This window comes from Achromobacter animicus (assembly GCF_902859585.1).
Taxonomy (GTDB): domain Bacteria; phylum Pseudomonadota; class Gammaproteobacteria; order Burkholderiales; family Burkholderiaceae_B; genus Achromobacter; species Achromobacter animicus.
On the sequence record NZ_CADIJM010000003.1, the window covers coordinates 123,913 to 145,346 of the forward strand.

Annotated in this window: 19 protein-coding genes; 8 read left to right on the plus strand and 11 right to left on the minus strand. The window is 65.8% G+C overall.

The features are described 5' to 3' along the window. Positions 1-13 precede the first annotated feature (13 nt). The 7 genes from HV681_RS09705 (at position 14) to HV681_RS09735 (ending at position 6,789) form a co-directional block, all read left to right on the plus strand. A complete protein-coding gene (locus HV681_RS09705; RefSeq protein WP_175122901.1) occupies positions 14-529 on the plus strand; it encodes an RDD family protein in 516 nt (171 codons plus the stop codon). Between the two features lie 141 nt (positions 530-670). After that, positions 671-1,576, plus strand: a complete 906-nt coding sequence (locus HV681_RS09710; RefSeq protein ID WP_175122902.1) for a DUF2167 domain-containing protein — start codon at positions 671-673, stop codon at positions 1,574-1,576. A gap of 106 nt (positions 1,577-1,682) precedes the next feature. After that, positions 1,683-2,555 (plus strand): UDP-2,3-diacylglucosamine diphosphatase, encoded by an 873-nt coding sequence (locus HV681_RS09715; RefSeq protein WP_175122903.1) that lies wholly within the window; start codon positions 1,683-1,685, stop codon positions 2,553-2,555. Positions 2,556-2,680: 125 nt separating this feature from the next. Then, a complete protein-coding gene (locus tag HV681_RS09720) occupies positions 2,681-4,396 on the plus strand; it encodes an acetate--CoA ligase (RefSeq protein WP_175122904.1) in 1,716 nt (571 codons plus the stop codon). Between the two features lie 2 nt (positions 4,397-4,398). Then, on the plus strand, positions 4,399-4,920 hold the full coding sequence (locus HV681_RS09725) for a gamma carbonic anhydrase family protein (protein ID WP_175122905.1): 522 nt from the start codon (positions 4,399-4,401) through the stop codon (positions 4,918-4,920). Positions 4,921-5,005: 85 nt separating this feature from the next. After that, positions 5,006-5,938: an Hsp33 family molecular chaperone HslO gene (hslO, locus tag HV681_RS09730; RefSeq protein WP_175122906.1), complete on the plus strand. Its 933-nt coding sequence runs from the start codon at positions 5,006-5,008 to the stop codon at positions 5,936-5,938. Positions 5,939-6,036: 98 nt separating this feature from the next. After that, the gene (locus HV681_RS09735; protein WP_175122907.1) at positions 6,037-6,789 is read left to right on the plus strand and encodes a TadE/TadG family type IV pilus assembly protein; all 753 of its coding nucleotides are present in this window, start codon (positions 6,037-6,039) and stop codon (positions 6,787-6,789) included. Between the two features lie 37 nt (positions 6,790-6,826). Here the strand turns inward: HV681_RS09735 and ftsB are convergent, their stop codons facing one another. The 4 genes from ftsB to pyrG all read right to left on the minus strand — a co-directional run bounded on the left by ftsB (position 6,827) and on the right by pyrG (position 10,822). Then, positions 6,827-7,324, minus strand: a complete 498-nt coding sequence (gene ftsB / locus HV681_RS09740) for a cell division protein FtsB (protein WP_175122908.1) — start codon at positions 7,322-7,324, stop codon at positions 6,827-6,829. A 66-nt stretch (positions 7,325-7,390) separates the two neighbouring features. Further along, complete coding sequence (gene eno, locus HV681_RS09745; protein ID WP_054429546.1) at positions 7,391-8,677, minus strand: phosphopyruvate hydratase; 1,287 nt, start codon at positions 8,675-8,677, stop codon at positions 7,391-7,393. 4 nt (positions 8,678-8,681) lie between these two features. After that, entirely contained in the window at positions 8,682-8,966 is a 285-nt protein-coding gene (locus HV681_RS09750; RefSeq protein WP_056322046.1) for a DUF1330 domain-containing protein, read from the minus strand. Between the two features lie 203 nt (positions 8,967-9,169). Continuing rightward, positions 9,170-10,822, minus strand: a complete 1,653-nt coding sequence (pyrG, locus tag HV681_RS09755; protein ID WP_175122909.1) for a CTP synthase — start codon at positions 10,820-10,822, stop codon at positions 9,170-9,172. A gap of 220 nt (positions 10,823-11,042) precedes the next feature. On the opposite strand from pyrG, the gene HV681_RS09760 reads away from it, so the two are divergent. Next, a complete protein-coding gene (locus HV681_RS09760; protein ID WP_175122910.1) occupies positions 11,043-12,041 on the plus strand; it encodes a hypothetical protein in 999 nt (332 codons plus the stop codon). 88 nt (positions 12,042-12,129) lie between these two features. Here the strand turns inward: HV681_RS09760 and HV681_RS09765 are convergent, their stop codons facing one another. From HV681_RS09765 to HV681_RS09795, 7 genes are all read right to left on the minus strand, one after another. Further along, on the minus strand, positions 12,130-13,920 hold the full coding sequence (locus HV681_RS09765) for an aminopeptidase P family protein (protein ID WP_175122911.1): 1,791 nt from the start codon (positions 13,918-13,920) through the stop codon (positions 12,130-12,132). 14 nt (positions 13,921-13,934) lie between these two features. Beyond that, the gene (locus HV681_RS09770; RefSeq protein WP_175122912.1) at positions 13,935-14,768 is read right to left on the minus strand and encodes a M55 family metallopeptidase; all 834 of its coding nucleotides are present in this window, start codon (positions 14,766-14,768) and stop codon (positions 13,935-13,937) included. 19 nt (positions 14,769-14,787) lie between these two features. Next, on the minus strand, positions 14,788-15,882 hold the full coding sequence (locus tag HV681_RS09775; RefSeq protein WP_175122913.1) for a DmpA family aminopeptidase: 1,095 nt from the start codon (positions 15,880-15,882) through the stop codon (positions 14,788-14,790). A gap of 145 nt (positions 15,883-16,027) precedes the next feature. Continuing rightward, on the minus strand, positions 16,028-16,927 hold the full coding sequence (gene gsiD, locus HV681_RS09780; protein ID WP_175122914.1) for a glutathione ABC transporter permease GsiD: 900 nt from the start codon (positions 16,925-16,927) through the stop codon (positions 16,028-16,030). Positions 16,928-16,934: 7 nt separating this feature from the next. Next, the gene (gsiC, locus tag HV681_RS09785) at positions 16,935-17,855 is read right to left on the minus strand and encodes a glutathione ABC transporter permease GsiC (protein WP_056322028.1); all 921 of its coding nucleotides are present in this window, start codon (positions 17,853-17,855) and stop codon (positions 16,935-16,937) included. Between the two features lie 89 nt (positions 17,856-17,944). Then, positions 17,945-19,498, minus strand: a complete 1,554-nt coding sequence (gene gsiB / locus HV681_RS09790) for a glutathione ABC transporter substrate-binding protein GsiB (protein ID WP_175122915.1) — start codon at positions 19,496-19,498, stop codon at positions 17,945-17,947. 37 nt (positions 19,499-19,535) lie between these two features. Beyond that, on the minus strand, positions 19,536-21,422 hold the full coding sequence (locus HV681_RS09795; RefSeq protein ID WP_175122916.1) for a dipeptide ABC transporter ATP-binding protein: 1,887 nt from the start codon (positions 21,420-21,422) through the stop codon (positions 19,536-19,538). Between the last annotated feature and the right edge of the window lie 12 nt (positions 21,423-21,434).

Consider the following 21,434-nt stretch of genomic DNA (forward strand, 5'->3'; position numbering starts at 1 on the left):
ATAATACGCGTCCATGAACGACGCCCACCTCGACGAGACGCCCAATCGGCTGCGCCGGTTTGCCTGCATGATGTACGAAGCCGTCCTGCTGTTCGGCGTCGTGTTCCTCGCGGGTTACCTGCTGGATACCCTCACCCAAAGCCGCAATGCGCTGGAATTGCGGGCCGCCCGGCAGGCGTGGCTGTTCGTGGCGATCGGCGCCTACTTCGTGCTGTGCTGGCGCCGCCGCGGCCAGACGCTGCCCATGAAGACCTGGAACATCCGGTTGGTGGACCGACACGGCAACACGCCGTCGACCGGCCTGCTGATCCTGCGCTACATCCTGGCCTGGCCGCTGGTGCTGGCAGGAGCCGCCGTGGTCTGGGGCGCGGCGCTGGCTACCGGTTGGCCGTCCGTGGACATGTTCATCGTGGCGGCCCCCTTTGCCATCTTCATCTGGTCGTGGTTTGACCCGGACGGTCAGTTCCTGCACGACCGGATCCTGGGCACGCGCCTGCGCAACGCGCCGCAGGCCAAGAAAGCGCGCTGACCGGCACGCTCGGCGGCGCGCGGCCGGTATCGCCGTTTGATGCTTGCCAAGCCGCCCGCTATTTCGCGCGCCTGTTCAGAAAGATGACAGCCGCACGCCCGGACAATGAGGCCCCATTTAATTTACGGCTTCATTCTCACCATGCGCGCATTCCTTTCCCGCCTGTCGCTGGCCCTCGCCAGCGCGCTGTTGTTCCTGCACGCAGGCGCGTCCGCTCAAAACGCATCGGCCCAGCAGGAAATCGAAGCGGCTTCCAAGGCCGCCTTCGCCGCCGCCCGGCAAGGGCCGACCGACGTGACATTGGGCGACCAGGCCACGCTGAAGCTGCCACAGAACATGTTCTTCGTGCCGCGCCCGCAGGCCGACCGGTTGATGCAGGCCTATGGCAACGGCAAGGATCCTTCCCTGCTGGGCGTCGTGATGCCCAAGAGCGACGACGAGGATTGGGTCGTCACTGTCAATTTCGACAAGGCCGGCTACATCAAGGACGACGACGCCCGCAACTGGAACGTCAACGAACTGCTGGACAGCCTGCGTGAAGGCACCGAGGCGTCCAACGAGGAACGCAAGAAGCGCGGTTTTCCGGAGCTGACGGTGGGCGGCTGGGTGGAGGCGCCCAAGTACGACAGCAATACGCAGCGCCTGGTCTGGTCGGTGGCCGCCAAGCACAAGGACGCCGCCGCGGAGGAAGACGCCACGGTCAACTACAACACCTACGCGCTGGGCCGCGACGGCTACATCACCCTGGACCTGATCACCGAAAAGAACAAGGTGCCCACGGACAAGGCCGCCGTGCTGGCGCTGCTGGACAACCTGTACTACGTGGAAGGCAAGCGCTACGCCGATTTCGATGCCTCGAGCGACAAGGTCGCCGAGTATGGCCTGGCGGCGCTGGTGGCGGGCGTCGCCGCCAAGAAGCTCGGCCTGTTCGCGGTGATCGCGGCTTTCCTTGCCAAATTCGCCAAGGTCGGCATCCTGGCCGCGGCAGCGCTGGGCGGCGGGCTGTGGAAGCGCCTGAAGGGCAAGAAGGCCACCGGGCAGTCCTGATCCGCTGGACGGGTGGTGCGTGCGCCTGCCTGGCCGCGCGCGCCGTCACAACCGCGTCATGGATTCGTCACGCGCGCGTCATCGGTAGGTGGTCTCATTCTCAAGCATGACCACAGCCCACAGGGAAGCGACCGTGAACGAGATCCAACCGACGCACTGGCGCGCCCTGTGGATTTCCGATATTCACCTGGGCACTGCCGGGTGCAAGGCGGAATTCCTGCTCGATTTTCTGGATCACAACGACTCGGACACGCTGTACCTGGTCGGGGACATCGTCGATGGCTGGCAGTTGCGCAAGCACTGGCACTGGCCCCGCGCGCACAACGACGTGATCCAGCGCATCCTGCGCAAAGCCCGCAATGGCACCCGCGTGGTGTTCATCCCGGGCAACCATGACGAATTCGCCCGCGAGTTCGCCGGATTCGCCTTTGGCGACATCGAGGTCCTGGACGAGGACGTGCACGTCACGGCCAAGGGGCTGCGGCTGCTGGTGCTGCACGGGGACCAGTTCGACGGCGTCATCCAGCACAGCCGCTGGCTGGCGCACCTGGGCGATGGGCTCTACCAGTTTGCGCTGTGGGTCAACCACCATTTCAACCGCCTTCGCCACCGGCTGGGCATGCATTACTGGTCGCTGTCCCAGTACCTGAAGCACAAGGTCAAGAACGCGGTGTCGTTCATCACCGACTTCGAGGAGGCGCTGGCCGGCGAAGCCCGGCGGCGTGGACTGGACGGCGTGGTCTGCGGCCACATCCACAAGCCCGAACTGCGCGACGTGAGCGGCATCCTGTACTGCAACGACGGCGACTGGGTCGAAAGCCTGTCGGCGCTGGCAGAAACGCACGATGGCCAGCTCCAGCTTCTGGACTGGGCGGTGCTGCAGGCCGAACGCCAGCGCGACCCGGCCAACCGCCCGCCGCGGTCCCTGACGCTGCCCGCCCTGCCCTCCGCGCTGCGCCGGCAAGGCAAGCATCCGTGATAACCCGTATGCGTCCCCGTTACGCAACGGGGATATTGCAGTTCACGCCCCTCTAGGTCATGCTTGCACCTGAGTAACGGGCGATATGACCCGTTCACGCCGCAACATGCTTACAACATAGGGCCATGAACGACCAATATCAGGCGCTCTACCAATCATTCCGCTGGCTGGTGCCCACCCAGTTCAACATCGCGGAAGCGTGCTGCCACCGCTGGGCATCCAGCAGTCCGGATGCGCGGCGCATTGCCATCTACTACGAAGATGAGTCCGGCAACCGCGAGGTCTGGACCTTCGCCCGCCTGGCGGAAGCCGCCAATCAGCTCGCCAACGGCCTGGTGAAAATGGGCGTGGGCAAGGGCGACCGGGTCGGTGTGGTTTTGGGGCAACGCCCGGAAACCGTGGTCGCTCATATGGCCATCTACAGCGTCGGCGCGGTGGTCCTGCCCCTGTCGGCGCTCTTCGGCCCCGAAGCGCTGCAAAGCCGTCTGTGCGATGCCGAAGCCCGCGTCGCCATCGTCGACCACGCCTCCAGCGCCAATTTGCTGGCCGTCACCGAACACTGTCCCGCCCTGCAGCAGGTCATTGGCATCGGCTTCGCCGACGAACGTGTGCTGCCATGGCGCAGCCTGCTGGCCCGCCAGCCCAACGAATTCAAGGCCGTGCAGACCCGTTCGTCGGATCCGGCCATCCTGCTTTACACCTCCGGCACCACCGGCGCCCCCAAGGGCGCGCTGCTGCCCCACAGCGTGTTGATCGGCAACCTGCCGGGCTTCGTCGCCTCGCAGGACTGGTTTCCCAAGCCTGCCGACGTGTTCTGGTCGCCGGCCGATTGGGCCTGGACCGGCGGCATGATGGACGCCCTGCTGCCCACGCTGTATTTCGGCCACCCCATCGTGGGCACGCGCGGACGCTTTTCTGTGGAACGCGCCTTCGAGCTGCTGGAACGTTATCAGGTCACCAATACGTTCCTCTTCCCCACCGCGCTGAAGATGATGATGAAGGCGGTGCCAGAGCCCCGCCAGCGCTACCAGCTTGCCTTGCGCTCCATCATGAGCGCCGGCGAAAGCGTGGGCGAGACGGTGTTCGATTGGTGCCGGACGGCGCTGGGCGTGACGCCCAACGAAATGTTCGGCCAGACCGAAATGAACTACGTGGTGGGCAACAGCAACAAACGCTGGCCCGCCAAACCCGGCTCGATGGGCCGCCCGTATCCCGGCCACCACGTGGCGGTGCTGGACGACGACGGCACGCCGGTCGCGGCGGGCGCCACGGGCGAGATCGCGGTCAACCGGCTGGACATCCACGGCTTTCCGGACCCGGTCATGTTCCTGGGTTACTGGCGCAACGAGGCCGCCACGCTGGCCAAGTTCAAGGGCGACTGGTGCCTGACGGGCGACCTCGCCACCGTCGATGAGGACGGCTACCTCTGGTATGCGGGCCGCGCCGACGACGTTTTCAAGTCGGCCGGCTACCGGATCGGCCCGGGTGAAATCGAAAGCTGCCTGGTTGGCCACCCGGCCGTGGCCAATGCTGCCGTGGTGCCCAAGCCGGACGCCGAGCGCGGTGCGGTGGTCAAGGCCTTTGTGGTGCTGACGCCGGAATTTGCCCTCCGGGACCGAGGCGAAATCACTGAAAACCTTCAGGAGCACGTGCGCGAGCGCCTGGCGCCGTACGAATACCCGAAGGAAATCGAATACGTGGACGAACTGCCCATGACCACCACGGGCAAGATCCAGCGGCGCATCCTGCGCGAGCGTGAAACAGAACGCGCGCAGGCCAGCGCGCCCCAGACCGACGTTGGCGCGCCCGTTGCCGCCCCGGCGCGGCAAACGGAGACCTAGTCATGGCCATTTACCAGCTCAACGACCTGATCCCCCGCATCGACCCGCAGGCCTACGTGGCCGACAGCGCCGACCTCATCGGCAACGTCACGCTGGAAGCCGGCGTCAGCATCTGGTCGCATGTATCGATCCGCGCCGACAACGACGCCATCCTGATCCGCGAAGGCACCAACATCCAGGAATCAAGCGTCCTGCACGTCGACGCGGGCTGTCCCATGACCATCGGCCCGAACGTCACCGTCGGCCACCAGGCCATGCTGCACGGCTGCACCATCCACGAAGGGGCGCTGGTCGGCATGCAGGCGATCGTCCTGAACAACGCCGTCATCGGCCGCAACTGCCTGATCGGCGCCGGGGCGATCATCCCCGAAGACCGGGTCATTCCGGACAATTCGCTGGTCATCGGCATTGGCAAGATCGTGCGGGAGCTTTCCGCCGAGGAAATCGCCAACATGCACAAGAACACCGCCCACTACGTGGCGCGCGGCCAACAGTACAAGACGGCCCTGAAACGCATCGGCTGACGGCTCCCCCGAGGGCCCCCGCAAGTGCCCCAACCCCTGCTGCCAGCAGGGGGAATACCCCCCCACGATCGGCTAACATTCCGCTATGACCGATCAGCTCAAAAAATACCTTACCGAAGACCGCAGCGTCCGCGTCCAAGCGGTGCGCCTGTCTGACACGTGGAAGGCCGTCCAGGCCAACCACGATTACCCGCCCGCCATCACCGACCTGCTGGGTGAATTGGTGGCGGCATCCACCCTGCTCGCCGCCAACATCAAGTTCGATGGCTCGCTGGTGCTGCAGATCCAGGGCGACGGCCCCATCGCCCTGCTGGTGGTGGAATGCCGCTCGGACCTCAGCCTGCGCGCCACCGTCAAGATGCGCGAAGGCCACGACGTGCCCAGCACCGGCGACATGCAAAGCCTGTTGAACCCCGGCGGCAATGGACGCTTCATCGTGGTGCTGGACCCGCAGCGCAAGCTGCCCGGCCAGCAGGCCTACCAAGGCATCGTGCCGCTCGAAGGCGAGACCGTCGCCGAAGCCCTGCAACACTACATGAAGGCCTCGGAGCAACTGGATACGCGGCTGTGGCTGTCGGCCGACGCCGACCACGCGGCCGGCATGCTGCTGCAGCGCCTGCCGCACCACGGCGGCGGCGAGACCGACCGCGCCCTGACCGAACAGGTGGCCGCCGAGACCTGGGAACGCATCAACGCCCTGGCCGGCACGCTTAAGCGCGACGAGATCCTGGCCACCGACATCGACACGCTCATCCATCGCCTGTTCTGGGAAGAAACGCTCATCGCCTTCGACCCCCAGCCGGTGAGCTGGCACTGTCCCTGCACTCGCGAGCGCGTGGCGAACATGCTGCGTTCGCTGGGCGAAGCAGAGGTCAACAGCATCCTGGAAGAGCGCGGCCAGGTCGACGTGGCCTGCGATTTCTGCGGCAAGCCTTACAAGTTCGATACGGTCGACTGCGCGGCGCTGTTCTCGGCGAGCCAGACGTCCTCCGGAGATGAGCCTCCCACCGTGCATTGATGATTGATGCGTCCCGGCGGCAAGCCCGCCGGAACGTTTTTGTCACGCCGGATTGTCCTTATCGACAGGCGGTCATGGGCGCGCCACACTGCGCAGCCATGACCGCCTTTATTTTTTCTTGCGACTTACGCGCCGTACGCCGGCAACACGGGGCCGCCGCCCTCGAGTTCGCCGTGGCAGGCGCCATCGTGCTGCTGCTGGGCCTGCTGTGCGTCGAGGCCGCGCGGTGGCACGGCGCGCGCCAGATGGCGCACCTGGCGCTGATGGAAGCGGCGCGCGCCGGCGCCACGGGCCATGGCGACCCGGCCCGGCTGCGAGCGGCCTTTCTGCAGGCGTTGCTGCCGCTGCATGCGAGCGCCAGCGGCCCGGCCGGCGCCATTGAACGGCGGGATGGCGCGATGGCAGCACTGAAGGCATTGATGGGGGCCCCGCCCTGGCGCATTGAAGTGCTGCGGCCCGACGACCAGTCGTTCCGCGAGCACGGGCGCCCGGACCTGCAGGTGGCAGGCGCGCCGGGCCTACGGACCATCGACAACGGCTACCAGGATCTGCAGCATGCGCGCCGCCCACCACGCCCGGGCGGCCAGGACATCTTCCTGGCCAACACGCTCAAGCTGCGCCTGACGTATCTGCACAAGCCACTGCTGCCGCCGTTGCGGGCGCTGCTTGCCTTGCTGGGCCGGCAGGATGGCACGTACATCGGCCACGCGCTGACCCAGGGCCTGCTGCCCATCGTGGTCGAACTGGAACACGAAATGCACACGCATCCGGTCGACTGGGCGCGCAAGCGGCCCCATCCGGAAGGCGTGGTGTACGGGGAGTGCCGGCAGTTGCGCTGCGGCCCAGGTTAGGCCGGGCCGCTACCAGGACAAAAAAAACCGCCAGGCATCACTGCCGGGCGGTGGAATTTGAATTGTTGGCGCCGGTCGTGGCGGCGGGTCTGGCAGGCGTTGCCGACGCGGGCCGGGGCGTGGCCGTCGTCGAAGCAGGCCGGGTCGTGGGCGCGGCCGACGCAGGCCGGGCAGCCGGCGCATTTGCGCGCGCCGGGGTGCCGGTTACGGCTGGCTTGGGCGGCGCTTCGGCGGAAAGCGAGGCGCCGGCGGGCGGCTGGGTATTCTGGGGCAGGATGTGCACGAACACTTCGCCGTCCCGCATCATGCCCAGCTCTCCGCGCGCCCGCTCCTCGATGGCTCCCGATCCGCCTTCCAGATCGCGCACTTCGGCCTCAAGCGCGGCATTGCGCGCGCGCAGGCCTTCGTTGGTCTCGCGCTGCTCCGCCACCTGGCGTTGCAGATCCCAGACCTTGAACCAGCCGCCCTTACCCAGCCACAGCGGGTATTGGATCAAGCCTAGCAGCACGAACAGCACCAGGAACAACAGGCGCATACGCGGGAACCTCAACTGTCGTGGCGTGGATGCGGCCCTGGCAAGACGCCGGGGCCGCGCTTCTTATCAACGCAGGTTGTAGAAAGCTTCCAGGCCGGGGTACGACGCCACTTCAGCCAGCTCTTCTTCGATGCGCAGGAGCTGGTTGTACTTGGCCATGCGATCCGAGCGCGACAGCGAGCCGGTCTTGATCTGCATCGCGTTGGTCGCCACGGCGATGTCGGCGATGGTCGAGTCTTCGGTTTCGCCCGAACGGTGCGAGACGACGGCGGTGTAACCGGCGCGCTTGGCCATTTCGATGGCGGCAAACGTTTCGGTCAGCGTGCCGATCTGGTTGATCTTGATGAGGATCGAGTTGGCGACGCCCTTCTGGATGCCTTCACGCAGGATCTTGGTGTTGGTGACGAACAGATCGTCGCCCACCAGCTGAACCTTCTTGCCGAGCTGGTCGGTCAGGAGCTTCCAGCCTTCCCAGTCGTTTTCGGCCATGCCGTCTTCGATCGAGATGATCGGGTACTTGTCGCACCACGTGGCCAACAGGTTCGTGAACTCTTGCGAGGACAGCGAGATGCCGCCTTCGCCGGCCAGCGTGTACTTGCCGTCGCGGTAGAACTCGGAGCTGGCGCAGTCCAGGCCCAGGGCGATCTGCGTGCCCGGCTCGTAGCCGGCTTCGGTGATGGCCTTCAGGATGAGCTGGATGGCGGCTTCGTGGCTGGGGACGTTGGGTGCAAAACCGCCCTCGTCGCCCACGGCGGTGGACATGCCCTGGCCGTGGATCAGCTTCTTGAGCATGTGGAAGACTTCAGCGCCCCAACGCAGGGCTTCGCGGAAGCTGCCGGCGCCCACCGGCAGGATCATCAGCTCCTGCAGGTCCAGCGTGTTGTTGGCGTGCGCGCCGCCGTTGATGACGTTCATCATCGGGACGGGCATGCTCATGGGGCCGCTGCCGCCGAAATAGCGGTACAGGGACAGGCCCGATTCGTCGGCGGCGGCGCGGGCCACGGCCATGCTGGCTGCCAGGATGGCGTTGGCGCCCAGGCGCTCCTTGGACTCGGTGCCGTCCAGTTCGATCAGGGTGCGATCGACGAACGTCTGTTCCTGCGCGTCCAGGCCCATCAGGGCTTCGGAGATTTCGGTGTTGAGGTTTTCAACGGCGCGCAGCACGCCCTTGCCCAGATAACGGCCCTTGTCGCCGTCACGAAGCTCGATGGCTTCGCGGGCGCCGGTGGACGCGCCCGACGGCACGGCCGCACGGCCCATGGCGCCGGATTCCAGCAGCACATCGCATTCCACGGTGGGGTTGCCGCGCGAATCCAGAATCTCGCGGCCGATGATGTCGACGATTGCACTCATGACTTTACATTCCCTGAACGATAAACATATTCATGACGGCCGCGCCTTCGCGGGCATTGCGGGCACGGCGGTACTGCCAGGAATCGTAGAACGCCTGCGCCGCGGCCATGGACGGAAATTCCATGACGACGGTACGGCCGGGTTCACGCCCCTCAAGGTGCTTGGATTCGCCGCCGCGCACCAGGATCTTGGCATCGTACGCGCGCATCGCGAGCGTGGACAGACGCTTGTAGTCCTCGTACTGCGCAGGCTTGGTCACTTTGACGTCGGCGATGAGATAAGCACTCATGGGGTTCCTTCAGAGCAGTTGCGTTGGTTGGGGGCTGACGCCGGATACGACGCCGCCGCCAGTGTCGCGCAAGGCGCACGGGCGACGCATATCCGATGCTAATCGGTTGTATCCGAAAGAAGCGCCGCCGTATAGGGCGGCGCTGGGGAAACGGCCCGCGGCCCCGAGGATCCGCTTACGGAACTCAGGACCGCGGACGCGCATCAGGCCTCCTGGCCGCGGCGAGCCTTCTGCTCGATGGCGGCGCGGATGTAGCTGGAGAACAGCGGATGGCCGTCGCGCGGGGTGGACGTGAACTCCGGGTGGAACTGGACGCCGACGAACCACGGGTGGTTGGGCAGTTCCATCATTTCGGGCAGGTTCTCGGTCGGCGTGCGGGCGCTGATCACCATGCCGGCTTCTTCCAGCCGCGGCACGTAGACGTTGTTGACCTCGTAGCGGTGACGGTGACGTTCGTTCACTTCGTCGCCATAGATGGTCTGCGCGCGGGTGCCGGCCTTGATCGGCACGCGCTGCGCGCCCTTGCGCATGGTGCCGCCCAGGTCGGACGAGTTGTCGCGCTTTTCGACCTTGCCTTCGCGGTCCATCCATTCGGTGATGAGTGCAACCACCGGGTGCGGTGCGGAGGGATCGAATTCGGTGCTGTTGGCGCCGCCCAGGCCGGCGACGTGACGGGCGAATTCGATGACCGCCAGCTGCATGCCCAGGCAGATGCCCAGGTACGGCACGCCGTTTTCACGGGCGTAGCGGATGGCGGCGATCTTGCCTTCGGTGCCGCGCTTGCCGAAGCCGCCCGGAACCAGAATGGCGTCCAGGTGCTTCAACTGGTCGGTGCCGCGGGTTTCGATGTCTTCCGAGTCGATGTACTCGATGTTGATCTTCGAGCGCGTGTGGATGCCGGCGTGAACCAGGGCTTCCGTCAGCGACTTGTACGACTCGGTCAGGTCGACGTACTTGCCGACCATGCCGATGGTGAGCTGGTGCTCGGGGTGTTCCAGCGCTTCGACCAGGTTGTCCCACATGGACAGGTCGGCCGGCGGCGGGGTCAGGCCCAGGGCTTCGCAGACGATGTTGTCCACGCCTTGCTTGTGCAGCATGGCGGGGATCTTGTAGATGGAGTCGGCGTCCCAGACGGAAATGACCGCGTCCAGGGGCACGTTCGAAAACATCGAGATCTTGGCGCGCTCGTCGTCCGGAATGCGGCGGTCGGCGCGGCACAGCAGCGCGTTCGGGTAGATGCCGATTTCGCGCAGTTTCTGCACCGAGTGCTGCGTGGGCTTGGTCTTCAGTTCGCCGGCGGAGGCGATGAAGGGCACCAGCGTCAGGTGCACGAAGGCCGCGTTGTTGCGGCCCATGCGCAGGCTCATCTGACGGGCGGCCTCGAGGAACGGCAGCGATTCGATGTCGCCGACCGTACCGCCGATTTCGACGATGGCAACATCGGTGTTGCCATTCCAGCCGGCTTCGGCGCCACGGGCGATGAAGTCCTGGATTTCGTTCGTGATGTGGGGAATCACCTGGACGGTCTTGCCCAGGTAGTCGCCACGGCGCTCCTTGCGCAGCACGGATTCGTAGATCTGGCCGGTGGTGAAGTTGTTCACCTTGTGCATGCGAGCGGAAATGAAGCGCTCGTAGTGGCCCAGGTCCAGATCGGTTTCGGCGCCGTCTTCAGTGACGAACACTTCACCGTGCTGGAAGGGGCTCATCGTGCCCGGATCGACGTTGATGTAGGGGTCGAGCTTCAGCATGGTGACCTGCAAACCACGCGACTCGAGAATGGCAGCAAGCGACGCAGCGGCGATGCCCTTGCCCAGGGAAGACACCACACCGCCGGTGACAAATACGTATTTGGTCATCGTAATGAGCACCCGGGACGAGCGGGCGCGTGCGGGAAATTTGGATTATAGCCGGGCGACGCGACTTGTTTGGGTTTTCCCCTAGCGCCGTGCGGGTAACAATTGGCTGCACTCGGCAAGGCAACGCTGCGAGCCGCGCCGCGCGCACGTGCTATGGTCGCTCCCTATTTTTCGACCGCCGCCTTCCCGGCAGCGCCCTCCGTTCTTCACCCTCGCGCTGATGACCGACTCCACCCGTCCTGCCTATTCCCTTGCCTGGCGCATCGCTGTCGCCGCCGTTCTGCTGCGGCTGGCTTATTCCGTGCTGGTGCAGGCCTACACGTTGATGACGCCGTTGCCCTACGGCGACCAGATCCGCGCGAGCTACATGCAGCCGCCGGTGCTGGCCCCGCTGCTGGCCACCCTGGTGTCGACCCTGCTGGTCGTGGGCCTGACCGCCTGGTGCACGACGCGCCAGTGGCTCGCCCGGCACGATGCCGCGACCGTGAATCAGCCCGGCAGGATGCTGGCTACGTTCCTGGCCCTGCAGGCGCTCTACACGCTGTGCCTGTCCAGCGGCGTCGGCATTGCACAGAACGTGCTCATGATCGGCACGTTCAAGAGCGGCTCCTGGCTCGAGGAAGTGTTTGGTCTGGGCATCGTGGGCCGGTCCATCGCGATCAACCTGATGATCCGCGCCGTCACGATCGTGCTGGAGGTCGTCGGCATCTGGGTGGCGTTGCGCATTGCCGCGTGGACGGCAGGGCCCACCGGCCCCGGCGCCGGCCTTACGCTGACGCGGCGGCATGTGGCATGGATTTGCGGCCTGACCGTCCTGATCTGGCAGACCAGCTTCTCCATCATGCTCGGCGGCTTTCTGCAGATGCAGACGCTGGAAGCGGGATGGGCCGAGTACGCGCTGGGCTATTGGATATTGCCAGTCGCGCTGCTGGCGCTGGTCACGATCGTGTGCCTGAAGCTGCTACCCCGCGCCTTTGAATACGCCGGCACCGGCCGGGCCGTGGCGCTGGGCAGCCTTGCGTTCTGGTTCGCGCAGGTGCTGGGCCTGGGCGCCGGTCTCATCATCCTCAAGTCCATGACCTGGGAGCAGTTGGCATGGGCCGCCCAATCACCGGCGTCCGCCGCGCTGGTGCTGCTGGCCTACGGCGCATTGCTGTCGTTGGGTTGCCTGGTGGCCACGCGCCTGCTCTACCGCAATCAAGGCGGGTCCGTGCGATAGCCTCAACGGCGCACCATGAAAAAAGGCCACGGCGTCATGCGTCGTGGCCTTTCTGCTTTGCGCCGGCGCCGCCGGCATCAATGCAACGTCAGATCGCTGCGCAACGCAGCGTCAACCACGCCAGCGCCTCACCCTCGACCAGCGGCGACAGGCGTTCGAACACCGTCTGGTGATAGTCGTTCAGCCAGTCGATCTCGTCCTCGCGCATGAGCGAAGGCTCGATGCAGCGCGTGTCGATCGGGCACATCGTCAGCGTTTCGAAGCACAGGAATTCGCCCAGCTCCGAGGTCAGCCAGCTGCGGTTGGCAACCAGGTTCTCGATGCGCACGCCCCAGCGGCCCGGACGGTAGATGCCCGGCTCGTTGGATGTGATCATGCCCGGTTCCATGGCCGTGTGCGGGCCCGGCATCGCGCGGTACGAGATGACCTGCGGGCCTTCGTGCACGTTCAGGAAATAGCCCACGCCGTGACCCGTGCCGTGTCCGTATTCCGCGCCGCCTTCCCAGATGGGCGCTCGCGCGATGGCGTCCAGCATGGGCGACGGCGTGCCGCGCGGGAACGATGCGCGCGACAGCGCGATCATGCCCTTGAGCACCAGCGTGAAGTCGACCATCTGGTCCGCGCTGGGCGTGCCCACCGCCACCACGCGCGTGATGTCGGTGGTGCCGCCCCGGTACTGGCCGCCCGAGTCGATGAGCAACAGGCCGTCGCCCTCGATCGTGGCGTGCGATTCGGGCGTGGCGCGGTAATGCGGCATCGCGCCGTTGGCGTTGAAGCCCGCGATGGTGGCGAAGCTGGGGCAGACGTAGGCGGGACGGCGCGCGCGGGCGGCCGTGATCTGCTCGTCGATGGTCAGTTCGGTAATGGCTTCCTTGCCCAGCGCGCCTTCGAACCAGGCGAAGAATTCGCACAGCGCGGCGCCGTCCTGCGCCATCGCCTGGCGCACGTTGGCCAGCTCTGCGTCGGTCTTGCGCGACTTGAGCAGCGTGGACGGGTTGATGGCTTCCACGCGCGGCACGGCCGGGTCCATGGCATGGAACACGCCGCAGGTGACGCGGGCCGGATCGATCAGCAGCTTCTGATCCTGTTCCAGCGAAGCCAGCGCATCCGCCGCCTGGGCATAGTCCGCCACTTCGACGCCGTCCGCGGCCAGGATGGCGCGCAGGTCGTCGTCAATCTTGCCATCGGCCACGAACAGCGTGGCGTGGTCCAAGCCTACCAGCGCATGGCCGACGAAGACGGGGTTGTAATCCACGTCCGCGCCGCGCAGGTTGAACAGCCAGGCGATGTCGTCGAGCGTGCAGATGAAATGCACGTCCGCGCCGTGCTTGCGCATCGCGTCGCGCACCTGCGCCAGCTTGTCGGCGCGCGTCACGCAGGCTTCGGGCGCCACGTGTTCATAAATTTTGGCGTCGGGCAGGCCGGCGCGGTCGTTCCAGACTTCGTCCAGGAGGTCTTCGCGGATTTCCAGCACGGCGCCGGACGTTGCCGCTGCAGCCGACAAGGCGCGGAAGGCGCCCAGGCCCAGCACCGCGCCGTCCACGCCGATAACGTCGCCCGCGCCGGTATTGGCGGCCAGCCAGTCGACATGGCCAGGCGTCGATGCCAGCGCAATCTTCATCAGCTGCACGCCGGTGCCGGAGAGCTGCGCTTCGGCCTGCACCCAGTAGCGGCTGTCCACCCACAGACCAGCGAAGTCCGCTGTGACCACCAGCGTGCCCACCGAGCCCGTGAAACCCGACAGCCAGCGCCGCCCTTGCCAGCGGGCCGGCAGGTATTCGGACAGGTGCGGGTCCGAGGAAGGTACGACGTAGGCGGTCAGACCGCGGCGGCTCATGGCCTGCCGCAATTGGGCAATACGGGCGTCGGTGCTAGACATGGGAGATGGGATCCTTAGCGCAACATGAAAGACATGGCGCCCAGGCTGTTCAGCGTACGGATGGCGGACTGCATGCTATCCGTGGTGAATCGCAAGGTGACGCCGTCCACGCGTTCGAGCGTGGGCCACATGCAGAACAGGTCGGCCAGTGCCGCGCTCTGCGTCTGCAACCGGCATTCTATAGGCGCGGGAATGACGAAAGGAACGGCTTTCTTGTCGCCGCCGCGCTTGAAGTTGCGCACGGCGGTTTCGGCGGCCGCGGCAATCGCGCGGCGGGACGCGGCGGGCGACAGCGTGACGCCGCTGCCCTGCCCGTGCGCGACTTTGGTCTGCACCCATTCGGCGCCGGGGAACGTATCGCGCGTTTCCGCGATGAACACATCGTCGCCGGTGCCCAGGATGACGGGCACGCCCAGTTCGCCGGCCAGCGCGCCGTACAGGCCCGCTTCGCCCAGCTCCATGCCGTTGATGACCACGCGGGCGAACGCGAAGCTGTTGATGGTGTGGGCCAGGATGCCGCGGCCCTGCGAGCGCGAGTGGTAGCCGATCATGAAGACGGCGTCGCACGCTTCTTCCAGCCCGCCCATCATGCCCAGGTAGCGCGGCTTGCCCAGCACCAGTCGGGCGCGCTCGTCCAGGCCGTCGGGCAGCAGGTTGCGAAAGCCGCCGTGCGAATCGTTGACCAGAATCTCTTCGGCGCCGCCCGCAATGGCGCCCTGCACGGCCGCGTTGGCCTCGGCGGTCATCCAGGCGCGCGCGCGCTCGTATTCGCCATTGCCGGCGCGGACCTGCTCGGGATGGAAGACGCCGGCGACGCCTTCGATATCGGTGGAAATCAGGATCTTCATGAGTTGGCCTTCAGGATATTCAGAATTCGGTAGCGGACAGCCACTGGCGCCAATCGGGCGCGGCATGGCGGATGGAATCGCGGTGATGGCCGTCGCGGCCGGTCACGCTTTCTGCGTGCCACAGCGCGGCAATGATGGCTTGCTCGCAGGACTCGGCGGCGGCTTCGAACAGCGGATCGATGCGGGCCTCATGCAGCATGGCAATCGCGGGCATGGGCGACTCGGCCAATTGCGGAATCGTGTATGCCGTGGAAAACGCCAGCGCGATGTCGCCGCTGCCGTGCCCGAACACCGAGCCGGTTCGCGCCAGGCCGGCGCCGGCGCGCAGCGACAGACGGCGCAACTGGCGCGAATCCAGCGGCGCGTCGGTGGCCACCAGCAGGATGATCGAGCCCTTCTCGGGCGCGATCACGGCGTTCTCGCCCTGCTGCGCAAGCCCTTGGTCAAGCTGGCTCGCCAGACGGCGGCCGAACGGCCTGCCCGCGACCGTCAGGTTGGGCAGGCGGCCGAAGTTCGACAGCACCAGCGCGCCCACGGTGTACTGCGGCCCGTCCTTGATCTGCGCCACGCGCGAGGCCGAGCCGATGCCGCCCTTGAACGAGAAACTGGACATGCCGCGGCCGGCGCCCACGGCGCCCTGCGCGAACTGCTTGCCGGCGGCGGCCAGCGCCGCGGCGTAATGGGATTCCTGGACTGCCAGCGCCTGGATGTCGTTCAGATAGCCGTCGTTGCACTCGAAGACCAACGGATTGACGGTGGCCATGCCGCGGCCGATGCCCGGGTTGGCGGCGACCGCCGCGCGGATCTGCGCATTGGCCACGGTGCCCACGCCGAACGTGTTGGTCAGCCCGATCGGCGTTTCCAGCACGCCCAGTTCCTGCACCTGAACCAGGCCGGTGCTTTTGCCGAAGCCGTTCAGCACGGTGGCCGCGGCCGGCGTCTTGTCCAGAAAGGCATCGCCGCCATGCGTGCGCACGACGGTCACGCCGGTCTGCAGCGGGCCCTCGGCCAGCGTGCAATGGCCAACGGTGACGTCGCCCACGTCGCAGATCGAGTCCAGCGGCCCCGACGGCAGTACGCCGATACGCGGAATGTCCAGCGCTTGTTTGTCCATGTTCGTCTACGTGTCGCCACGCTCCAGAATGCAAAACGCCGCCACCCTGGGTCCGGGGCACGCGCTGGCAGGCGCGTGGCGGACGGAGGCGGCGGCGGAAAAATCGCCCTCCACGCCGGCCCTCGCAAGAGGCCCGGCGGCAGGTTTACTTGCGGTCGATCTTGGGATCGAGCGCGTCGCGCAGGCCGTCGCCCAGCAGGTTGAACGCCAGCACCGTCAGGAAGATCGCCAGCGCCGGGAAGATCGCGACGTGCGGTGCGATGACCATGTCGGCGCGTGCTTCGTTCAGCATCGCGCCCCACTCCGGCGTGGGAGGCGAAGCGCCCATGCCCAGGAACGACAGGCTGGCGGCGGTGATGATCGAGGTGCCGATCCGCATCGTGCCGTACACCACGATCGGCGAGATCGTGCCGGGCAGGATGTGGCGCATGATGATCGTCCAGTCGGACGCGCCCACGCTCTTGACGGCTTCGACGTACGTCATCTGCTTGATCGACAGCGTGTTGCCGCGCACGAGGCGGGCAAACGCGGGCACGCTGAACACGGCCACGGCCACGATCACGTTGACCATGCTGGAACCCAGGATGGCGACCACGCCGATGGCCAGCAGCATGCCGGGGAACGCCAGCAGCACGTCGGAGATACGCATCGTGATGCGTTCCCACCAGCCTTCGTAGTAGCCGGCCATCAGGCCCATGAAGGTGCCGACGATGGCGCCCATGGCGACCGACAGGAAGCCGGCGGCCAGCGAGATGCGCGCGCCCATGACGATGCGGCTGAAGATGTCGCGGCCCAGCGAATCCACGCCCAGCCAGTGCGTCAGCGACGGACCGGCGTTCAGCGCGTCATAGTCGAAGAAGTTCTCCGGGTCGAACGGCACAATCCACGGCGCGAAGGCCGCGACAATGACCAGCAGCAGGACGAAGAGGCCGGCGCCGACCGCAAGCTTCTGCTTCTTGAACTTGCGCCAGAACTCGGTGGCGGGCGTGCGCACGTCGTTCTTGGGGACGGCGGCGATGGTCGCGGCGGGTGTCGTATTGCTCATGGCCGCCTCACTTGTAACGGATGCTGGGATTGATGACGCCATAGAGCACGTCGACAATCAGGTTGATCAGGATGAATTCCAGCGAGAACAGCAGCACGAGGCCCTGGATCACCGGATAGTCGCGCTGGGTCACGGCGTCCACCAGCAGGCGGCCAAGGCCGGGCCAGTTGAACACGGTCTCGACCACGATCGAGCCGCCCAGCAGGAAGCCGAACTGCAGGCCCATCATGGTCACGACGGGAATCAGCGCATTGCGCAGCGCGTGCTTGATGATCACGCGGCGCTCGGACAAGCCCTTGGCGCGGGCGGTGCGCACGAAGTCTTCCTGCACGACTTCGACGAACGAGGCCCGCGTGAAACGCGCCATCACGGCAGCCACCGCGGCGCCCAGCGTGATGGAAGGAAGAATGTAGTGTTGCCAGGTCGATGCGCCCACGGTGGGGAGCCAGCCCAGGTTCACCGAGAAGATCTGCATCAGCATCATGCCCAGCGCGAACGCGGGGAACGAGATGCCGGACACCGCCAGCGTCATGCCGAGACGGTCAGGCCAGCGATTGCGCCATACCGCCGACACGATGCCGATGATCATGCCGAAGCCGACTGACCACACCATGCTCGCAAGGGTGAGCCACAGGGTGGGCATGAAACGGTCGGCGATTTCGGTCGAGACGGGGCGCTTGGTGCGCAGCGAGGTCCCGAGGTCGCCCTGCAGCATGTGGCTGAAGTAGCGCACGAACTGCTGCGGCAGGGGCAGATCCAGCCCAAGTTCCTTGCGCACGAGCTCGACGGTTTGCTGGTCGGCCTCGGGGCCAGCGGCCAGCCGTGCCGGGTCGCCCGGAAGCATGTGCACAAACAGGAACACGACCACCGCTACCAGCAGCAGCGTGGGGATCATGCCCAGAAGACGTTTGACGATGTAGGTCAGCATTGAAATTCCTGCAACATCGGCGGGGACACCGCGTCCCCGCCGTATGTGGCCTTACAAGGGCCCGAAGGCCCCAAGAGTTACTGCTTGGTTTACTGCTTCAGGTCGATGTCGCCGAACCAGAACGAGGTGTCCGGCTCAACGTACACGCCCGACAGGTTCTTCGACTTGACGTACAGGTTGTTCTGGGTCACCAGGAAGGCCCACGGGGCGTCCTTCCAGATGGTTTCCTGAACGTTCTTGTAGATCTCGGTCTTCTTCTCGCGGTCCGTCGTGGCCAGCGCTTGCTGGACGCCTTCGTCAACCGACTTGTTCGAGTAGTACGACACGTTGTTCAGCACCGGCGGGAACGCGGCGGTGGTCAGCAGCGGACGCAGGCCCCAGTCGGCTTCACCGGTCGAGGACGACCAGCCGGCGTAGTACATGCGGACCTTGGCGTCTTCAGGCTTTTGCACCTGTTGGACGCGCTGCACGCGCTGGCCGGATTCCAGGACTTCCACGGAAACCTTGATGCCGACCTGGGCGAGCTGCTGCTGCAGGAACTGAACGACCTTCACCGAGGTGCCGTCGTTATAGGCGGACCACAGCGTGCTTTCGAAGCCGTTGGGGTAGCCGGCTTCGGCCAGCAGGGCCTTGGCCTTCTTGATGTCGTAGGGCCATGCGCCGATCTTGTGCGCGTAGTCCACGCCTTGCGGCACGACGCCGTCGATGACGGTGGCGTAGCCCGAGAACGCGACCTTGGCCAGGGCGTCCTTGTTGATGGCGTAGTTGATGGCTTCACGCACCTTGACGTTGTCGAACGGCTTTTGCTGCGTGTTCATCGACAGGTAGCGGGCCATGATCGAGTTCTTGTGATCGACCACGTCCAGCTTGTCGTTCTTCTTCAGCACGGCGGCCTGCTCGAACGGCACCGGGAAGGCAAAGTGCGCTTCACCCGTCTGCACCACGGCGGCGCGGGTGTTGTTGTCGGTCACGGTGCGGAAGGTCAGCGTGTCGACCTTCGGGTAGCCCTTCTTCCAGTAACCGTCGAACTTCTTGACCTTCAGGTATTCGGCCGGCTTCCATTCGACGAATTCGAACGGGCCCGTGCCAACCGGGTGGAAACCGATTTCCTTGCCGTACTTGGCCAGGGCGGCCGGCGAGATCATCATGGCGGCCGGATGAGCCAGCGCGTTGATGAAGGCCGAGAACGGCTTCTTCAGCGTGATCTTGACGGTCATCGGGTCGACCACTTCGGTCTTTTCGATGACGCTGAACTGGATGTAGCGCGACAGGCGGTTGTCCGGATTGGCCGGACGGTCGAAATTGACCTTGACCGCTTCGGCGTTGAAGTCGGTGCCGTCATGGAACTTCACGCCGGGACGCAGCTTGAAGGTGTAGACCAGTCCGTCTTCGCTGACCGTGTAATCGGTCGCCAGCACCTTCTGAACCTTCAGGTCCTTGTCGAATTCGAACAGGCCTTCGTAGTAGGCCTTGCCAGCCGCCTGGTTCAGCGTGCTGTTCGTGTTGTACGGGTCCAGCGTTTCCAGCGCGATGGAAACGGCAAACGTCACGTCCTTGGCGGCGTGGGCCATCGGCGCGGTGAGCACGCCGAAGGCCAGCGCGGCAGCGGCCATCAGCTTGGTGGGGCGCAGAACTTTCATCATTGCAACTCCTGGTTCCAAAAAAAGGTCAACTACTGAGTCAATACGCGCCGCCGACGGGATGGCGGGCTACAAAATGATCCGTACCGACCTGAACCAGCGGCTGCACCACCGGTTCGTCGTTCAGTTTGCGGATCGGGCTGGGGATTTCATCGGACAGCAAGGTGCGCTTCAGGTGACGGCGCGCCGGATCGGCGATCGGCACGGCGGACATCAGCTTCTTGGTGTACGGGTGCTGCGGATTCTCGAAGATGGCACGGCGCGGGCCGATTTCAACGATCTGGCCCAGGTACATCACGGCCACGCGGTGGCTGACGCGTTCGACCACGGCCATGTCGTGCGAGATGAACAGGAACGAAATGCCCATGTCGCGCTGCAGGTCGATCAGCAGGTTCACGATCTGCGCCTGGATCGACACATCGAGTGCCGACACCGATTCGTCCGCGATCACGACCTTCGGGTTCAGGGCCAGGGCGCGCGCGATGCAGATGCGCTGGCGCTGGCCGCCGGAGAATTCGTGCGGATAGCGCTGCGCCATTTCCGGCGGCAGGCCCACGCGCTCGAGCAGTTCGGCGACGCGGCGCTCGGCATCCTTGCCCTTGGCCACGCCGTGCACGAGCAGCGGCTCCATGATCGAGAAGCCCACGGTCACGCGCGGATCCAGCGACGCAAACGGGTCCTGGAACACGAACTGGATGTCGCGGCGCAGGGATTGCAGTTCGTTGTTCTTCAGGCGCACGATGTCGCGGCCGCCGAAGCGGATCTCGCCGCCCTGGCTTTCCACCAGGCGCAACAGCGAGCGGCCCGTCGTGGACTTGCCGCAGCCGGACTCGCCGACCAGCGACAGCGTCTCGCCGGGGTACAGGTCGAAGCTGACCTTTTCCACGGCGTGCACGCGGCGCTGCACGCGGCTCATGATGCCGCCGCGCAGGTCAAAACGCGTCACCAGGTTGCGCACGCTCAGGATGGGTTCGCGCTTGGCGTTGGGAACTTCCTGCGTGCTGACGGCGCCGGGCTCGGCCACCGGCTGGGCCTGGCCTTCGACCTGCAGCAGCGGGAAGCGCGCGGGCAGGTCCGTGCCCTGCATGGCGCCCAGCTTCGGCACGGCCGACAGCAGCGCCTTGGTGTAGCTGTGCTGGGGCGCGGCGAACACCTGGTCCGACGGACCTTCCTCGACCTTGTCGCCGCGGAACATCACCAGCACGCGGTCGGCCACTTCGGCCACCACGCCCATGTCGTGGGTGATGAACACCACGCCCATGTGCATCTCTTCCTGGAGCTGACGGATCAGTTGCAGGATCTGCGCCTGGATGGTCACGTCCAGCGCGGTGGTCGGCTCGTCGGCGATCAGCAGCGCCGGCTTGCAGGCCAGCGCCATGGCGATCATGACGCGCTGGCGCATGCCGCCCGACAGTTGATGCGGGTAGCGGTCCAGCACCGATTTGGCTTCGGGAATGCGGACCTGTTCCAGCATGCGCAGCGCTTCGGCGCGCGCCGAGGCGCCGTCCATGCCCTGGTGCTCGCGGATCGATTCGGCGATCTGGTCGCCAGCCGTGAACACCGGGTTCAAGGAGGTCATCGGCTCCTGGAAAATCATCGCCATGTCGGCGCCGCGCACGTCACGCATGACGCGCTGGCTGGAATTGGCCAGGTCGATCACGGAACCGTTGCGGCGGCGCAGGGCCATGCGACCCTGGGCGATGCGGCCGCCGCCGTGTTCCACCAGACGCATCAGCGCCAGCGACGTCACCGATTTGCCCGAACCCGATTCGCCCACGATGGCCAGGGTTTCGCCCCGGTCCACATGGAACGACAGGTTGCGCACGGCTTCGACCGTACGCTCGGAACCCACGAAGCGCACCGTCAGGTCGTCGACCTGGACCACGCGGTTATCCGGCAGCGCCAGGCTGTTTGCGCGATCAACCATCTCTTCTCATTC

Excerpts from the sequence above, each read along its gene's own strand:
- HV681_RS09705 (WP_175122901.1), top strand. The coding sequence starts at position 14 with ATGAACGACGCCCACCTCGACGAGACGCCCAATCGGCTGCGCCGGTTT.
- gsiD (WP_175122914.1), bottom strand. The coding sequence starts at position 16,927 with ATGAGCAATACGACACCCGCCGCGACCATCGCCGCCGTCCCCAAGAAC.
- HV681_RS09775 (WP_175122913.1), bottom strand. The coding sequence starts at position 15,882 with ATGGACAAACAAGCGCTGGACATTCCGCGTATCGGCGTACTGCCGTCG.
- pyrG (WP_175122909.1), bottom strand. The coding sequence starts at position 10,822 with ATGACCAAATACGTATTTGTCACCGGCGGTGTGGTGTCTTCCCTGGGC.
- ftsB (WP_175122908.1), bottom strand. The coding sequence starts at position 7,324 with ATGCGCCTGTTGTTCCTGGTGCTGTTCGTGCTGCTAGGCTTGATCCAA.
- HV681_RS09735 (WP_175122907.1), top strand. The coding sequence starts at position 6,037 with ATGACCGCCTTTATTTTTTCTTGCGACTTACGCGCCGTACGCCGGCAA.
- HV681_RS09720 (WP_175122904.1), top strand. The coding sequence starts at position 2,681 with ATGAACGACCAATATCAGGCGCTCTACCAATCATTCCGCTGGCTGGTG.
- HV681_RS09770 (WP_175122912.1), bottom strand. The coding sequence starts at position 14,768 with ATGAAGATCCTGATTTCCACCGATATCGAAGGCGTCGCCGGCGTCTTC.
- hslO (WP_175122906.1), top strand. The coding sequence starts at position 5,006 with ATGACCGATCAGCTCAAAAAATACCTTACCGAAGACCGCAGCGTCCGC.
- gsiC (WP_056322028.1), bottom strand. The coding sequence starts at position 17,855 with ATGCTGACCTACATCGTCAAACGTCTTCTGGGCATGATCCCCACGCTG.
- HV681_RS09715 (WP_175122903.1), top strand. The coding sequence starts at position 1,683 with ATGACCACAGCCCACAGGGAAGCGACCGTGAACGAGATCCAACCGACG.
- gsiB (WP_175122915.1), bottom strand. The coding sequence starts at position 19,498 with ATGATGAAAGTTCTGCGCCCCACCAAGCTGATGGCCGCTGCCGCGCTG.
- HV681_RS09710 (WP_175122902.1), top strand. The coding sequence starts at position 671 with ATGCGCGCATTCCTTTCCCGCCTGTCGCTGGCCCTCGCCAGCGCGCTG.
- HV681_RS09750 (WP_056322046.1), bottom strand. The coding sequence starts at position 8,966 with ATGAGTGCTTATCTCATCGCCGACGTCAAAGTGACCAAGCCTGCGCAG.
- HV681_RS09765 (WP_175122911.1), bottom strand. The coding sequence starts at position 13,920 with ATGTCTAGCACCGACGCCCGTATTGCCCAATTGCGGCAGGCCATGAGC.
- eno (WP_054429546.1), bottom strand. The coding sequence starts at position 8,677 with ATGAGTGCAATCGTCGACATCATCGGCCGCGAGATTCTGGATTCGCGC.
- HV681_RS09760 (WP_175122910.1), top strand. The coding sequence starts at position 11,043 with ATGACCGACTCCACCCGTCCTGCCTATTCCCTTGCCTGGCGCATCGCT.
- HV681_RS09795 (WP_175122916.1), bottom strand. The coding sequence starts at position 21,422 with ATGGTTGATCGCGCAAACAGCCTGGCGCTGCCGGATAACCGCGTGGTC.
- HV681_RS09725 (WP_175122905.1), top strand. The coding sequence starts at position 4,399 with ATGGCCATTTACCAGCTCAACGACCTGATCCCCCGCATCGACCCGCAG.